This window comes from Isoptericola sp. NPDC019482 (assembly GCF_040632295.1).
Lineage (GTDB): Bacteria > Actinomycetota > Actinomycetes > Actinomycetales > Cellulomonadaceae > Isoptericola.
This window is the reverse complement of sequence record NZ_JBEYBQ010000017.1, coordinates 59,071-74,298: the sequence shown is the minus strand read 5'-3', so window position 1 is coordinate 74,298 and position 15,228 is coordinate 59,071. Positions and strand designations below refer to the sequence as shown.

12 protein-coding genes are annotated in these 15,228 nt (G+C 74.4%); 7 read left to right on the top strand and 5 right to left on the bottom strand.

Going from position 1 to position 15,228, the window contains the following annotated elements; genetic code table 11:
• Window positions 1-97: 97 nt before the first annotated feature.
• The 3 genes from ABZ493_RS12925 (at window position 98) to ABZ493_RS12915 (ending at window position 4,040) form a co-directional block, all read left to right on the top strand.
• Complete coding sequence (locus ABZ493_RS12925; RefSeq protein ID WP_430582566.1) at window positions 98-1,453, top strand: LCP family protein; 1,356 nt, start codon at window positions 98-100, stop codon at window positions 1,451-1,453.
• 13 nt (window positions 1,454-1,466) lie between these two features.
• Complete coding sequence (locus ABZ493_RS12920; protein WP_430582565.1) at window positions 1,467-2,852, top strand: LCP family protein; 1,386 nt, start codon at window positions 1,467-1,469, stop codon at window positions 2,850-2,852.
• Window positions 2,853-2,972: 120 nt separating this feature from the next.
• On the top strand, window positions 2,973-4,040 hold the full coding sequence (locus ABZ493_RS12915; RefSeq protein ID WP_430582564.1) for a TIGR00341 family protein: 1,068 nt from the start codon (window positions 2,973-2,975) through the stop codon (window positions 4,038-4,040).
• 25 nt (window positions 4,041-4,065) lie between these two features.
• On the opposite strand, the gene purE is transcribed toward ABZ493_RS12915, so the two are convergent.
• From purE to ABZ493_RS12895, 4 genes are all read right to left on the bottom strand, one after another.
• Window positions 4,066-4,602 carry a 5-(carboxyamino)imidazole ribonucleotide mutase gene (gene purE, locus ABZ493_RS12910; RefSeq protein ID WP_430582563.1) on the bottom strand — a complete coding sequence of 179 codons (537 nt, stop codon included), beginning with the start codon at window positions 4,600-4,602 and terminating at the stop codon, window positions 4,066-4,068.
• Window positions 4,599-5,843, bottom strand: a complete 1,245-nt coding sequence (locus tag ABZ493_RS12905; RefSeq protein WP_430582562.1) for a 5-(carboxyamino)imidazole ribonucleotide synthase — start codon at window positions 5,841-5,843, stop codon at window positions 4,599-4,601. Before ABZ493_RS12905 ends, purE begins: the two co-directional genes overlap by 4 nt.
• An 82-nt stretch (window positions 5,844-5,925) precedes the next feature.
• The gene (locus ABZ493_RS12900) at window positions 5,926-7,269 is read right to left on the bottom strand and encodes an ATP-binding protein (protein ID WP_430582561.1); all 1,344 of its coding nucleotides are present in this window, start codon (window positions 7,267-7,269) and stop codon (window positions 5,926-5,928) included.
• Window positions 7,270-7,293: 24 nt separating this feature from the next.
• Entirely contained in the window at window positions 7,294-7,977 is a 684-nt protein-coding gene (locus tag ABZ493_RS12895) for a response regulator transcription factor (RefSeq protein ID WP_346456979.1), read from the bottom strand.
• Window positions 7,978-8,207: 230 nt separating this feature from the next.
• Between ABZ493_RS12895 and ABZ493_RS12890 the strand changes: the two genes are divergently transcribed.
• Both ABZ493_RS12890 and ABZ493_RS12885 read left to right on the top strand, forming a co-directional pair.
• A complete protein-coding gene (locus ABZ493_RS12890; RefSeq protein ID WP_430582560.1) occupies window positions 8,208-9,599 on the top strand; it encodes a histidine kinase in 1,392 nt (463 codons plus the stop codon).
• Window positions 9,596-10,321 (top strand): response regulator transcription factor, encoded by a 726-nt coding sequence (locus ABZ493_RS12885; RefSeq protein ID WP_430582559.1) that lies wholly within the window; start codon window positions 9,596-9,598, stop codon window positions 10,319-10,321. Before ABZ493_RS12890 ends, ABZ493_RS12885 begins: the two co-directional genes overlap by 4 nt.
• Window positions 10,322-10,435: 114 nt before the next feature.
• Here the strand turns inward: ABZ493_RS12885 and ABZ493_RS12880 are convergent, their stop codons facing one another.
• Complete coding sequence (locus ABZ493_RS12880; protein ID WP_430582558.1) at window positions 10,436-11,368, bottom strand: hypothetical protein; 933 nt, start codon at window positions 11,366-11,368, stop codon at window positions 10,436-10,438.
• A gap of 394 nt (window positions 11,369-11,762) precedes the next feature.
• On the opposite strand from ABZ493_RS12880, the gene ABZ493_RS12875 reads away from it, so the two are divergent.
• Window positions 11,763-12,557 (top strand): ABC transporter ATP-binding protein, encoded by a 795-nt coding sequence (locus ABZ493_RS12875; protein ID WP_430582557.1) that lies wholly within the window; start codon window positions 11,763-11,765, stop codon window positions 12,555-12,557.
• Window positions 12,554-15,190, top strand: coding sequence for an FtsX-like permease family protein (locus ABZ493_RS12870; RefSeq protein WP_430582556.1), 2,637 nt, complete (start codon window positions 12,554-12,556; stop codon window positions 15,188-15,190). Before ABZ493_RS12875 ends, ABZ493_RS12870 begins: the two co-directional genes overlap by 4 nt.
• Window positions 15,191-15,228 lie beyond the last annotated feature (38 nt).

The following is a 15,228-nucleotide window of genomic DNA, read 5'->3' as shown; positions in this document are numbered from 1 at the left end:
GCGGACCTGGGCCGACGTTCGACCCACACATTTCCTCTACCGTCCCGGTCCTCGGGGACCGCAGCGACGTGACACGGACCCTCTATGCTCGCTTCCCGTGACCCGCACCACCCCACGCCACGTCGCCTCGCGCCCCGGCACGACCACGGGGCCCTCGCACGCCCGCGCCCTGCGCCGGCACACGGTCGCGCGCACCCTGGGGATGGGGCTGACCGCGGTCCTGGCGTTCGTCACCGTCGGCGGCGCGACCGCGGCGGTGAAGCTCACGAGCAACATCACGGCCGTCGACGCCGACACGCTGCTCGGCGAGGACCGGCCCGAGAAGGTCATGCCGGAGGACCCCAACGCGGACATGCCGCTGAACATCCTGCTCATGGGCTCCGACAGCCGTGGCGGGGACAACGCCGACATCGTCGGCGACGGCACCGAGGGCGCCCGCTCGGACACCACGATGATCATGCACATCTCGTCCGACCGGTCCCGGGTGGAGATGCTGTCGATCCCCCGCGACACGACGATCGACGTCCCGTCGTGCCCGACGTCATCGGGCGGCGAGACCTCTCCTCTGTCGGGCGTGAAGTTCAACGCCGCCTTCGCCCAGGGCGTGATGACCGGCGGCGACGTCGAGTCCGGCGCGCTGTGCGCGCAGAAGACCGTCGAGACCATCACCGACGTCCAGCTGGACGGCTTCGTCGTCGTGGACTTCGCCGGCTTCGAGAAGATGGTCGACGCGCTCGGCGGCGTCGAGCTGTGCATCCCGAACGACATCGACGCCCCGAAGGCCGACGACCTCGTCCTGTCCGCCGGGGTGCACGAGCTGGACGGCGAGACCGCGCTCAAGTACGCCCGCGCCCGCAAGGGCAAGGGCCTCGGGGACAACTCCGACCTCGGCCGCATCGCCCGCCAGCAGGAGCTCCTGGCCGCCCTCGCCCGCCAGGTGCTCAGCGCCGGCACGCTCGCCGACCCGACCAAGTCGCTGAAGTTCCTCGGCGCCGTGACCGGGTCGATGACGATGAGCAGCAACTTCGCGTCCATCCAGGGACTCGCCGGGCTCGCGTACAGCGCACGCAACGTCCGCCCTGACACCATCGCCTTCATGACCGCGCCGTACATCTACGACCCGAACAACGCGGCGAACGTCCTGCTCACCGACGAGGCGGACGAGGTCTGGGACAACCTCAAGCACGACCGTCCGCTGAGCGACGCGATCGAGACCGAGTCCGACGACGGCAAGGACGGCGAGAAGGACAGCACGAAGGACGACGCAGGCACGCAGGACGCCGAGGCCGCCGACGATGTCGACGCCACCCCGGTGGCCGACGACGACACCGCCACGACCGGTGACGACGCGGACGCTGCCGACGAGGACACGAAGGACCCGGAGCCGACGCGGACCCGCGACGCCGGCGAGGAGGCGTTCACGGGCGCCGACGTGACGTCGGTGTGCGGATGAGCGCGGGAGACCGATGAGCAGCGACGACCAGCGCATCCCGCCGAGCTTCACGCCGTCCGGCGGCCGTTCCGACCGGCCGAGCGGCTCCGGCGACGCCATCCCCGTGGGCGGCGCCTCCCGTCCGTCCGGGCCCCCGACGGGTGGCCGCGTGGGCCGGCGCGACGACGCCGCCCCGGTCGAGCCGCGCGTGCGGCGGCAGTCGTCGCGCGAGATCCCGACGACGCCGCCCGAGCGGCGTGGCGCCCAGCAGAAGCCCCGGTCGTACGCGCCGCGGGGCAGCTCGGCGGCCGCGCCGGCCTCCCGCGCCCCCCAGTCGCGCGCCCCGCAGGCACGCCAGGGCTCCGGCACCCGCGTCATGCCCGCCTCGGCCCAGGGCCAGGCCCGTCGCACTCCCCCGCCCGGGCACGGCGGGGGCGCCGCCGCGGCGACCGCCGGGGGCGGCGGCTTCCGCGTGCGCAAGGGCCGCGTCGCGGGTCTCGTCCTCGTGCTGCTCCTCGTGCTCCTCCTGGCGTGGCCGATCGGCCTGATCTTCTGGGCGAACGGCAAGATCCAGCACATCGACGCCCTGTCCGACGCCAAGGGCACGCCCGGTACCACCTACCTGCTTGCCGGGTCGGACGCGCGCGGCACGGGCAGCGTCGCCGACGACGGCACCGAGGGCGCCCGCACCGACACGATCATGGTGCTGCAGAAGCCGCGGAGCGGGCCCGCCTCCCTCATCTCCATCCCCCGCGACACGTACACGGAGATCCCCGGGCACGACCCGAACAAGATCAACGCGGCGTACTCCTTCGGCGGCGCCCCGCTGCTCGTCGAGACGGTCGAGGGCCTCACTGGCCTGACGATCGACCACTACGTCGAGGTCGGCTTCGGCAGCGTCGAGGAGATCGTCGACGCCGTCGGCGGCGTGGAGCTCTGCTACGACCGCGACGTCGACGACCCCAAGAGCGGCATGGAGTGGGAGGCCGGCTGCCACCTGGCCGACGGCGAGACCGCGCTCGCGTTCTCCCGCATGCGCTACAAGGACCCCAAGGGCGACATCGGCCGGGCCGAGCGGCAGCAGCAGGTCATCGCCGCCGTCGCCGCGAAGGTCGTCAAGCCGAGCGTGCTGCTCAACCCGGTCAACCAGGTGCAGCTCGTCAACGCCGGCACCGACGCGCTCACCGTGGACGAGAAGACGGGCATCGTCGACCTCGGTCGGCTCGGCCTGGCCTTCAAGGCGGCCACGGGCCCCGAGGGCGTCACCGGCACCCCGCCGATCTCGGACCCGGGCTACACCCCGCGCCCCGACGTCGGGTCGGCCGTGCTGCTCGACGAGGACAAGGTCGACCAGTTCTGGGCCGACGTCCGCGACGGCGAGCTGGAGCCCGGCAGCACCGTCGGGGGCATGCCCGGCTGATGCCGAAGTAGTTCTCGCGCATCCTCCCGGAGGCCGCGGCGCGGGGCATACTTTCCTCGCCGCGGTGCACCGTGCCCGGGCTGCCCGGCCGCGCCGGGCACGAGCCAGCCCGGAGGCGCCATGCCCGCGACCCCGATCCCTGACGCCGCTCCGGCGGCGCCCGCCGCACGGGAGACGTCCCGCACGCGGTTCCTCGGCGTCCTGGTGCCCCCCGCGCAGCGCCGCGACCTGGGCGAGCTGTCCGACCGCCTCGACCTGTCGTCGGGCGACGTGCGCGCCAAGCGGTCCGCGTTCTGGGCGATGCTCGTGCTGTCCGGGATCATCGCGATCTCCGGCGTCGTCACCGACTCCACCGCCACCGTCATCGGCGCGATGATCATCGCGCCGCTGTCCACGCCGATCCTCGGCGTCGGGCTCGGGATCGTCACCGGCCGCGGCGGGCTCGTGGGCCGCTCCGCGCTGTACGTCGTGGGGGGCGTCGCCCTCGTCGTCGCCCTCGGCTGGCTGGTGGCGCTCGTGCTGCCGCAGACGTCGGATGTCGTCACGAACTCGCAGGTCACGGGGCGCACGTCTCCCGGTGTGGGCGACCTCGTCGCCGCGTTCGCCACCGGCTTCGCGGGGGCGATCGCTCTCGCGCGGCGCGACCTCGGCGACGTGCTGCCCGGCATCGCGATCGCCATCTCGCTCGTGCCGCCGCTCGGCGTCGTCGGGGTGTGCCTCGGCGCCGGCGAGCCCGCGCTCGCCGCGGGCGCGCTCCTGCTCTTCGGGTCCAACGTGGTCGCGCTCGTCGTGGCGTCCACGGTGGTGTTCACCGGCGCGGGCTACGCGTCGGACGCCGCCCGGGCCCGGCAGGAGGCGGGCGGCCGACGGCGCCCGCGCCGCGCCGTCGTCGTGGGCGCCGTCGCGGTGCTCGTGGTGGCGGTGCCGATGATCGCCAACACCGCCCAGTCGGTGCTGGCCGACGTGTGGGCCGGACAGGTGCGGGCCGCGGCGGAGGCCTGGCTCGCGGACACGCCGGACGCGGACGTCGAGGACGTCACCTGGCAGGGGACGGACGTGGTCGTCGAGGTCCGCGGACCTGGCGACGTGCCCGACGTCGCTCAGTTGCAGGCTGCCGTCGACGACCTGGTGCCGTGGGACCCGACCGTCACCGTGGTGCACACGGTGGGCGAGCGCGTGGAGGGCTGACGGCCCCGGGCCGACCCCGCGCCCGTCAGGCGGAGAAACCGGTGCGGTGCGCGCCCTCGCGGGCCGCGCGCAGCTTGTCTCCCTTGGCGCGGGCCACGTCCCCGAGCTCGGCCTGGAACGCGACCATCCGCTCGCGCAGCGCGAGCGACTCGGCGTCGGTGCCCGAGGCGAGGATGCGCGCGGCGAGCAGGCCGGCGTTGCGCGCCCCGCCGATCGACACCGTCGCGACGGGCACGCCGGCGGGCATCTGCACGATCGACAGGAGCGAGTCCATGCCGTCGAGGTAGCGCAGCGGCACGGGCACCCCGATCACCGGCAGCGGCGTCACCGCGGCGAGCATCCCGGGCAGGTGCGCGGCGCCGCCCGCGCCCGCGACGATGGCGCGCAGGCCCCGCTCGGACGCGGCGCGGCCGTAGTCGATCATCTCGGTCGGCATGCGGTGCGCCGAGACGACGTCCACCTCGACCTCGACCCCGAGCTCGGCCAGCGCGTCGGCGGCGGCCTCCATGACCGGCCAGTCCGAGTCCGACCCCATGACGATGCCGACGGCGGGCGTGCTCATGCGTGCTCCTTGTTCGTGAGGGTGCTGGTGACGGTCTCGCCGCGCAGCAGCGCCGCGGCGTCGAGCGCACGACGGCGTACCTCGTCGAGGTCCGTGCCGCTGACGTTGACGTGACCGAGCTTGCGGCCCGGGCGGATGCCCTTGCCGTACAGGTTGACGCGCGCCTCGGGGAACCGCGCGAGCACCTCGGGCAGCGCGTCGGTGAGGGCGTCGAGGCTCGACCCGAGCACGTTCGCCATCACCGTCCAGGGCGCGCGGGCGGCGGTGTCGCCCAGCGGCAGGTCGAGCACCGCGCGCAGGTGCTGCTCGAACTGGCTCGTCACCGCGCCGTCGATGGTCCAGTGGCCGGAGTTGTGCGGCCGCATCGCGAGCTCGTTGACCCACACCTCGGAGGTGCCGTCGGCGCCCCGGGTCTCGAACAGCTCGACGGCGAGGACGCCCGTGACGTCGAGCCCCTCCGCGACCGCGACGGCGATCCGGCGCGCCTCGGCGTCCACCGCCGGGTCGAGGTCCGGCGCGGGGGCGACGACCTCCGCGCAGACGCCGTCGCGCTGGATCGACTCGACCACCGGCCAGGTGCGCACCTCGCCCGAGGGGCGGCGGGCGACCAGCGCCGCGAGCTCCCGCACGAACGGCACCTTCCGCTCGACCAGCAGCGGCGGCGCACCGTCGGCGGCCGCCTGCAGCCAGTCCGCGACGTCGTCGGGTGACGACACGACCCGCACTCCCTTGCCGTCGTAGCCGCCGCGGGACGTCTTCACGACCGCCTCGTGCCCGTCCTCCGCGTCGAGGAAGGCGGCGAGCGCGTCGCGTGCCTCGGCCGGGTCCGCCGGCAGCGCGGCCCAGCGCGGGCACGGCAGCCCGAGCTCGGTGAGTCTGCGGCGCATGACGATCTTGTCCTGGGCCTGCACCAGCGCGTCCGGGCCGGGGCGCACCGGCGTGCCGTGGTCGATGAGGTCCTGCAGCAGGGCGTTCGGCACGTGCTCGTGCTCGAACGTGAGCACCGCGGCGGCTACCCGTCCGTCATCCGGGGCGATGAGGGCGCGGATCGCGGCGTCGTCGCTCGCCACGCCGACCGGCGCGTCGGTGACCACCTGCGCGGCCGACGACGCCGGGTCCTCGACCAGCACCCGCAGCCCCACACCCAGCTCGGCGGCGGCAGGAGCCATCATGCGAGCGAGCTGACCCCCTCCGACGACGGCGACGACAGGGGCGGAGGCAGAAGGTCCGGTCACGGGCATCGAGGATACCGGCCGGCCGTCACTCGTCGCACAGGGCGTCCTCCGGTCCGGGAGCGACGGCCCGTCCGTCGGCGCGAGACCGTCAGTCGCCGTGGTGGTGGAGCCAGCCGCGCCGGCGGCCCCGCGACGAGATCGTCGTGCCCGGCGGCAGCACCAGGTGCGGGTCGAGCGTGCGCGGCACGCCCGCGAGGAAGAGCGCGAAGACCGGTGGCCGGCGCTGCACCAGGTCCAGGCGCCCGCCGTCGGCGGCGGCCAGGTCGCGCGCCAGCGCGAGGCCGAGACCCGTGCTGCCGCCCGTCGTCGTCCCGCGCTCGAAGATGCGCGTCGCGACGTCGTCGGCCACGCCCTCGCCCTCGTCGGCGACCTCGATCGCGACCGCGCCGGTCGTGCCCGAGGGGCGCGACCGCACCGTCGTCGTGCCGTCGCCGTACTTGAGCGAGTTCTCCAGCAGGGTGGCGATGATCTGCGCCAGGGCGCCCGGCGTCGCGAGCACCTGCATCCTGTCGGGGACCTCGATGACGAGCCGGCGCCCGGCCCGCTCGAACGTCGGCGCCCACTCCTCCTCCTGCTGGTGCACGACGTCGGCCAGCACCACGGCCTCCGTCGTGCCGCCCTGCGACCGGCGGGACGCGGCGAGGAGGTCGTCGACGACGGTGACCAGGCGCTCCACCTGTTCCAGCGAGATGCGCGCCTCCTCCACGACCTCGGGGTCGTCGGAGGCGAGGGTGATCTCCTCGAGCCGCATCGTGAGCGCCGTCAGCGGCGTGCGCAGCTGGTGCGACGCGTCCTGGGTGAACTGCCGCTCGGCCGCGAGCCGCCCGGCGAGGCGGTCGGCGGACCGGGCGAGCTCCGCGGCGACGAGGTCGATCTCCTCCACGCCCGACGGCTCGAGGCGCGGGCGCACCTGCCCCGATCCCAGCTGCTCGGCGGACGCCGCGAGGTACACCAGCGGGGCGGACAGCCGGTTCGCCTGCCACACCGCGACCGCGATGCCCGCCGCGATCGCGACGATGCCGGCGATGATCACCAGCACCACCGTCTGCGCGGACTTCACGTACGCGCTGATCGCCGACACCGTCATCGAGACGGCGACGCTCCCGTCGGTGAGCTTGGCCTTCTCGATCGTCGGGGGCGACACCGGCTCGCCCGCCGTGAGCTGCGTGCCGTCGGGCAGGCTCACGACGACGTACGCCGGCAGGTCGCCCTCGCTGCCCTCCGCGGCACGCTCCACCGTCGCCTCGCTGACGACGTCGCCCCGCTCGAGGGTGTTGTCGATGCTGCGCGCGAGGGTGTCGACGCGGTTGGTGACGCGCTGCTCCTCGGTGGCCAGGACGTACCGGGCCCCGAAGATGCCGAGGGGGACGCCGAGCAGGAGGACGGCGACGGCGACCGCGGAGATGGTCGCCAGCAGGACGCGGCGACGCACGAGGTCAGCCCTGGCCCGTCGGTGTCAGCTCGCGCCGAGCTCGAAGCGGAACCCGAGCCCTCGCACGGTGGATACGTAGCGCGGGGCGTTGGCGTCGTCGCCGAGCTTGCGGCGCAGCCACGACACGTGCATGTCGAGCGTCTTGGTGGAGCCGACCGGGTCGGAGCCCCAGACGTCGCGCATCAGCGTGTCGCGCACCACGACCGACCCGGCGTTGGCGACCAGCACCTTGAGCAGGTCGAACTCCTTGGTGGTCAGGTGCAGCTCGCGCTCGCCCTGGAAGGCGCGGTGCGCGGAGACGTCGACCCGCACGTCCTGCGCGCGCAGCTCCTCGTCCTCGCCGGTCTCGCCGTGCGTGCGTCGCAGCAGCGCCCGGACGCGGGCGAGCAGCTCCGCGAGGCGGAACGGCTTCGTCACGTAGTCGTCGGCGCCGGCGTCGAGCCCGACGACCAGGTCTACCTCGTCGGCGCGGGCCGTGAGCACCAGCACCGGCACGGTCAGCCCGGAGCCACGGATCTCCCGCGCCACGTCCAGGCCGTCCATGTCCGGAAGGCCCAGGTCGAGGACGACGATGTCCGCGTTCCCGGCGTTGTCGACGGCCCCTTGACCAGTTCCTTGCACGATGACGTCGTAACCCTCACGCGTGAGAGCCCGCGCCAAAGGCTCGGCAATAGCCGGGTCGTCCTCGGCCAGCAGTACGTGGGTCATTCCCTCATGCTAGCGGCAACGTCGCTGGTCCTGGACCCCTCCCCACGCCGCGTCGGCGTCAGTCGGGTGTGACATGGAGATGACGCGCCGGCACGTCGCCGTCCGCGACGGCGGCAGCCACCCCGTCGTCGGCGGGCGGGGGTCCGGTCCCCCTGCGGGACGACGCGTCGCTCCGCCCGTCCGCCCCCGGGCGGACGCGCCCGCCCCGACGCCCACCTACGCTGACGGGCATGAGCTGGATCGAGAGGCTGGGGCGCTGGTTCGAGGCGCACCGCTTCGGCGTCGACCTGACGGCGACGGTGCTGCTCGCCGCGTTCATGCTCACGTCGGCCACCGACCTGTACTCGTCCGAGCCCTATCTCACCCGCACCGGGTCCGTCGCCTGGACCTTCGCCATGCTCGCGCCGCTCCCCTGGCGCCGCACCCGGCCCGTGCCGTCGGCCGTCGCCGTCTTCGCCGTCGCGCTCGCCCACATGCTCGCCGGCTACCCGATGATCATGCCGGGCGACCTGCTGATCCTCGTCGCACTGTTCTCCGTGACCGTCTACGGCCCCACGTGGGCGCACATCACCGCGATCTGCTCCACCGCGTTCGGGAGCCTGATCGTCCTGCCGGTCGCCGTCGCGGTCCGCGGCCCGCTCGGCGCCTCGGCCATCGTGGAGATGCTCCCGGTCGCCGTCTTCTGCCTGGTCACGGCCCTCGCCGTGTGGGCCTTCGCCCTCGTGCGCCGCTCCCGCCGCGTCACCATCGACGCGTTGCGCGACCGCGCGCACCGCCTGGAGATCGAGCGTGACCAGCAGGCGCGGATCAGCGCCGCCGCGGAGCGCGCCCGCATCGCCCGGGAGATGCACGACATCGTCGCGCACTCGCTGTCCATCGTCGTCGCGCAGGCCGACGGCGGCCGGTACGCCGCGGCGTCCGACCCCGACGCCGCCGTGCGCGCGCTCGGCACCATCAGCGAGACCGGCCGCACCGCGCTCACCGACATGCGGCGGCTGCTCGGCGTGCTGCGTTCGCAGGACGACGAGGACGCCGCACGGTCGGACGCCGGGTCCGGCCCGGCACCTCGGGCCGGGCGCACCGCCGGACCGCCGGCCGACGGGCGGACCACGCCCGCCCCCGGCGACGAGCCGCGCCAGGCCCGCCCCGCGCCCCAGCCCGGCGCCGAGGAGATCGAGGACCTCGTCGCCCAGGCGCGCGACGGCGGGCAGCGCGTGTCCCTGGTCCGCGTCGGCGAGCCGCGCCCCCTGCCCGCCGGTATGGGCCTCACGCTGTACCGCGTGTGCCAGGAGTCGCTCACCAACGTGCGCAAGCACGCCGGCCCCGACCCCTCCGTGACCGTCGCGGTGCGCTGGACGCCGTCGACCGTCGAGCTCGAGGTGACCGACGACGGCCGCGGCGCCGCCGCCACCGGCGACGACCCCGGCTTCGGGCTGCGCGGGATGCGCGAGCGGGCCAACCTGTACGGCGGCACGCTCGAGACCGGCCCCCGCCGCGGCGGCGGGTTCCGCGTGCACCTCGAGCTCCCGCTGCCCGGCGCGCCGGTGACCGCACCTCTCGCGCCGACCCCCGAGCCGACCGCCGCCGCCCAGGAGACGACCACCACCCAGGAGGACGCATGACCCCGCCCGCCGACGTCGCGCCGCCTGCGCCCGGCCCCGTGCCCGGACCCGCGGGCGGTGTCGTGCGCGTCGCGCTGGTCGACGACCAGCAGCTCGTGCGCGCGGGCTTCCGGATGGTCATCGACTCGCAGCCGGACCTGGAGGTCGCGCTCGAGGCCGGCGACGGCGCGCAGGCCCTGCGGCTGCTCGCCGACCACCGCGTCGACGTCGTCCTCATGGACGTGCGCATGCCGCACCTGGACGGGCTCACCGCCACCGCCCGGCTCACCGCCGCGCCCGACGCGCCGCGGGTCATCGTGCTCACCACGTTCGACCTCGACGAGTACGTCCTCGAGGCCATCCGCAGCGGCGCGTCGGGATTCCTGCTCAAGGACGCCCCGCCCGAGGAGATGCTCGCCGCCATCCGCACCGTGCACGCCGGGGACGCCGTCATCGCGCCGTCGTCCACGCGCCGCCTGCTGGAGCACCTCGTCACCGCCCTGCCCGTGGACCAGGCGGCACCCCAGCACGACGCGCTCGCCGGCCTCACCGAGCGCGAGCGCGAGGTGCTGGTGCTCATGGCCCGCGGCCGCTCCAACACCGAGATCGCCGCCGACCTGTTCGTCGCCGAGGCCACCGTGAAGACGCACGTCGGGCGCATCCTCGCCAAGCTCGACGCCCGCGACCGCGTGCAGGCCGTCGTCACCGCCTACGAGACCGGCCTGGTCCGCCCCGGCTCCTGACCCGCGACCTGTCAGAGCCAGGTCGGTGCATACCCCGGCGTGGCTCTGACAACTCGCACGCTCGCAGAGTTGTCAGAACCAGGTCGGTGCATACCCCCACCTCGCTCTGACAAGTCACCAGCCCAGATGACGGCGCACGACGGCGAGCACTCGCTCCGGCTCGTAGCGCGCGGCCATCGCCGGCAGCCGGATACGCACTGTGGCGGCGTCGGCGCCGAGCTCGGCGTCGCGCAGGAGGTCGTCGTACCAGCGCTCGCGCTCCAGGTGCCCGACGCCGTCGATCTCGACGACGAACCGGCGCCCGCCCGGCAGCCGCCACTCGACGTCGAGGAACCGCCGTCGCCCCCGGGCGTCGGTGCGGACCGCCTGCCGCGCGGGCTCGGGCAGCCCGCCCCGTCGGCACAGCCGGGCGAAGTCGATCTCGGCGAGCGAGTCGGCGCCGCCGACGATGTCCGCGAGCGCCAACCGCATGGCCGTGCGGTGCCGCACCTTGCCGACCGTGTCGAGCATGGCGAACAGGTCGTCCGTCGTCGTCAGCCGTTGCTGCACGACGGCGGCCATCAGCCCCGCCGCGGTGCGCCACGAGCGCTGCCACGCGGCGGCGTCGACGGCGGCCCGCGCGACGCTGTGCACCGGCAGCCCGCCGGCGTCGACGACGTCCTCCTCGCGCAGCCGTCGTGACTCGTGCACGACGAGCCACGGGTGCCGGTCCGGTCGTGCTCCGCGCGGGACGACCAGGTGGACCGGATCCCGGTGCCAACCCTCCAGCCCTTGGAGCTCCAGCGACGTCCAGGCGCCGACGACGCTCGTCGGCGGCGCGCCGAGCACCGCCGCCCAGAGCGAGGCCGCACGAGTGAGCGGCCCACGGTGCACCACCAGGACCTGCTCACTGAGGGCACGCCATCGCAGCGAGCGCAGCTGCTGCTCGACGTTGTCGGGCGTCATCCCCAGCCGGCCGACCTGGCCGCGGGTGACGACGCCCCGTTGCCGATGGGCGAGGTCTCGAAGCCCGGGGACGTCGTGGTAGAGGCGTGCGGAACCTGTCATGCGCCCACCGTGGTGGCGTTGCCGCGGGTGGACACCGTGTCTGTCGACATCTGTGGACGGTCGTGACCTGGGGGCAGCGTCGCCGCCCCGAGTTGTCAGAGCCACGTCGGTGCATATGCCTTCCTGGCTCTGACAGCCGGCGGGCTCTCCGAGTTGTCAGAGGCACGTCGTGCTCTACCCCGACGTGGCTCTGACAACTCGCGAGGGTGCAGGTCAGGGGTGGTTCAGGGTGCCGGTCAGGGTCGGTGTCATACCTGGGGATGACCTGGGAGCACGCGAGGACCAGCCCTCGGGCCGATGTCGGCGACGCGGGCTCTCCGTAGCGTCGGTGGTGTCCTGGTCGGAGGCTCCGTGGAGCGTCCCGGCCACCATCCCGAGACACCGGAGAGCTTCCGTGGACACGACCGTGTACGTCCCGATCCCCGACGAGGGCACCGCCGCCCGACCGACCGTCACCCCGGCCGTGCGGGCTCGCGCCCTGACCAAGACGTACGGCCGCGGCGAGGCGCAGGTGCGCGCGCTGGACGGCGTCGACGTCGACTTCACGGCCGGCCGCTTCACCGCGATCATGGGCCCGTCGGGCTCCGGCAAGTCGACGCTCATGCACCTGCTCGCCGGGCTGGACTCGGCCACGAGCGGGCAGGCGTTCATCGGCTCCACCGAGGTGACCGGCCTGAACGACAAGGCGCTCACCGCGCTGCGCCGCACCCGCGTGGGCTTCGTGTTCCAGCAGTTCAACCTGCTGCCGATGTTCACCGCGGAGCAGAACATCACGCTCCCGGTGGAGCTCGCGGGCGGCACCGTCGACAAGCAGTGGCTCGGCACCCTCGTCGACACGCTCGGCCTGAGCAAGCGGCTCACGCACCGCCCGAGCGAGCTGTCCGGCGGTCAGCAGCAGCGCGTCGCCATCGCGCGCGCCCTCATCGCCCAGCCCGACGTCGTGTTCGCGGACGAGCCGACCGGCAACCTCGACTCCCGCTCCGGCGCGGAGGTGCTGAGCTTCCTGCGCCGGTCGGTGCGCGAGCTCGGCCGCACGATCATCATGGTCACCCACGACCCGGCGGCCGCCGCCTACGCGGACCGCGTCGTCCTCATCGCCGACGGCAAGATCGCGGGCGACATCACGGACCCGACGCCGGAGTCGGCTCTCGCCGGCCTCGACGCGCTGCGGACGGTGGCCTCGCGATGATCCGCCTCACCCTGTCGCAGATGCGGCGCAGCGCCGGCCGGCTCGCCGCCGCGGGCGTCGCGATCGTCATCGGCACCGCGTTCGTCACGATCACCCTCCTCGCGGGCAACGTCATCACCCGCACCACCTACGACTCGATCGCCGCCCAGTTCACGGGCGCCGACCTCGTGGTCCGCGGTGTCCCCGCGGACGACGACGCCCTCGACGCGGTACGCGGCACCGACGGCGTGGCCACGGCCGACCCGCAGCTCATGACGTACCAGCAGCTCGAGGCCGGCGGCCGCACCATCTACCAGCCCGTACTGGCGGAGCCGACCGATACCGACGTGCTCCCGTTCGAGGTCGCCGACGGCGCCCTGCCCGAGGCCTCGGGCGAGATCGCGCTGCCCGTGAAGGTCGCGGAGCGCCTCGGCGCGGCCCCGGGCGACTCGATCACCCTCGTGCGCAACGTCCTCGAGGGTGACCAGAGCTCCGAGGAGGACGCCTGGACCGAGGTGCGCGAGCAGCTCACCGTGAGCGGCACGCTCGAGGACCCGTACGGGGCGTACTCCATGCAGGGCGGCGCCGCCGTCGCCCCGGCGGCCGACGTCGCCGGCTGGGAGGACGACCTGACGGCGCCCGGCGAGGAGACGGTCGCCCCCACGACCATGCTCGTCACCCTCGACGACCCCACCGACGTCGAGCAGGCCCGCACGGCGATCACCGGCGCGCTCACCCACGCGGCCGCGTCGTCGGGCGCCGACACCGCCGACCTCAAGGTCGTGACGCCCGAGGAGCACGCCGAGGCCGTCGCCAGCGAGATGACCGGCGGCGAGAACGTCATGTTCACGCTGTTCGTGCTGGTCTTCGCCGCCGTGGCGCTGCTGGTCGCCGCGCTCGTCATCGCGAACACGTTCCAGGTGCTGGTCGCCCAGCGCACCCGCACGCTCGCCCTGCTGCGCTGCGTGGGTGCGGACAAGGGCCAGCTGCGCCGGTCGGTGCTGTTCGAGGCGGCGTTCCTGGGCCTGCTGTCCTCCGCCGTCGGCCTGGTGGCCGGCGTCGGTCTGGGGCAGGCCGCGCTCACGATCGGGCGTGGCATGGACCTGGGGGTCCCCCTGCCGGCGACGGTCACGATCACCCCCGCCGTCGTCCTCATCCCGCTCGCGGTGGGCACCCTCGTCACGCTGGTCGCGGCGCTCTCCCCCGCCCGGGCCGCGACGCGCGTGGCCCCGCTCGAGGCGCTCCGCCCCGCCGACGCACCGTCTGCGGCCCGCGGCGCCGGCCGGGTGCGCCTGGTGCTCTCGATCCTCGTCTCCGTGATCGGCTTCGCCCTGCTGGGCGGCGGCGTCGCGCTGAGCACGGTCGGCGAGGAGCCCACCACGGGCCTCCTGCTCGGCGTCGCGGGCGGCGCCCTGTCGTTCGTCGGCGTCCTGGTGGGCTCGGTGTTCTGGCTGCCCCGCGTGGTGGCGCTCGCCGGTCGCCTGGTCGGGATGTCCGGCCCGACGGCGCGGCTCGCGGCCGCGAACACGTTGCGCAACCCGCGCCGTACGGCCGCCACGTCCACCGCGCTGCTCATCGGCGTCACGCTCGTCGGGATGATGTCGACCGGCGCCGCGAGCGCCCGGGTGACCATGGACTCCGAGCTGGACTCCCGCTACCCCGTGGACGTCACCGTCTCGACCGACCTGTCGAGCGACCCGACGAGCGTCGCCGCCGGGGACGCCGTCGTGACGCCCGTCCCGTCGACGCTCGCCGGCACCGTGGGCGACGTCTCGGGTGTCTCCCGCGTCGTCGAGGCGCGCGCCACGGCCGCCACGGTCACCGGCGACGGCGTGGACGAGGGCCTCGCCGTCACGGTCCGGGGCGTGACGCCGGACGACGCGGCGTCGGTGCTGCGCAGCACCGAGATGGTCGAGCCGCTCGCGGCGGGCACCGTCGTCGTGCCGGAGGAGGTCTCCGAGAACTGGAACATCACCGACGGCCAGGCACTCACCCTGACCGGCCCGGACGGCGCGCTCGACGTGACGGCCGCGGTCACCGACCTCGCGGACACCGGGGTCCTCGTGGTGCCGGACGACCTGTCCTCCCTCGACCCCGACGCCCCCGTGACCAGCCTGCTGGTGGGTCTCGACGACCCGTCCGACGCCACCTCCGTGGTGCCGTCGATCCAGGACGCCGTGGCCGACACCGAGGCCCCCGCGGACGTGATGGGCGCGGCGGTGGAGCGCGCCGGCTTCCAGCAGGTGATCGACACCGCGCTGGGGATCGTCATCGGTCTGCTCGCGGCGGCGGTCGTGATCGCGCTGATCGGCGTGGCGAACACGCTGTCGCTGTCGGTCATCGAGAGGCGCCGGGAGTCCGCGACCCTGCGGGCGATCGGGCTGTCGAAGGGCCAGCTGCGCGGGATGCTCGCGATCGAGGGCCTGCTCATCGCCCTGGTGGGCGCCGTGCTCGGCGTGCTGCTCGGCCTGGTCTACGGCTGGGCCGGCGCCGCCGCGGCGCTCGGCTGGGCGGGCACGCCCGTCATCGTGGTCCCGTGGCGCGACGTCCTCGTGATGTTGCTCGTCGCCGCCGTGGCGGGGCTGGTGGCGTCCGTGGCCCCCGCCCGGACCGCGGTGAAGACCTCCCCGGTGGAGGCCCTGGCGAGCGAGTAACGAGAGTTGTCCACAGGCCGTCCCCGACGGTCGCCCCG

Coding starts and splice junctions, on each gene's coding strand:
- ABZ493_RS12920 (WP_430582565.1), top strand. CDS start 1,467: ATGAGCAGCGACGACCAGCGCATCCCGCCGAGCTTCACGCCGTCCGGC.
- ABZ493_RS12915 (WP_430582564.1), top strand. CDS start 2,973: ATGCCCGCGACCCCGATCCCTGACGCCGCTCCGGCGGCGCCCGCCGCA.
- purE (WP_430582563.1), bottom strand. CDS start 4,602: ATGAGCACGCCCGCCGTCGGCATCGTCATGGGGTCGGACTCGGACTGG.
- ABZ493_RS12905 (WP_430582562.1), bottom strand. CDS start 5,843: ATGCCCGTGACCGGACCTTCTGCCTCCGCCCCTGTCGTCGCCGTCGTC.
- ABZ493_RS12895 (WP_346456979.1), bottom strand. CDS start 7,977: ATGACCCACGTACTGCTGGCCGAGGACGACCCGGCTATTGCCGAGCCT.
- ABZ493_RS12890 (WP_430582560.1), top strand. CDS start 8,208: ATGAGCTGGATCGAGAGGCTGGGGCGCTGGTTCGAGGCGCACCGCTTC.
- ABZ493_RS12885 (WP_430582559.1), top strand. CDS start 9,596: ATGACCCCGCCCGCCGACGTCGCGCCGCCTGCGCCCGGCCCCGTGCCC.
- ABZ493_RS12880 (WP_430582558.1), bottom strand. CDS start 11,368: ATGACAGGTTCCGCACGCCTCTACCACGACGTCCCCGGGCTTCGAGAC.
- ABZ493_RS12870 (WP_430582556.1), top strand. CDS start 12,554: ATGATCCGCCTCACCCTGTCGCAGATGCGGCGCAGCGCCGGCCGGCTC.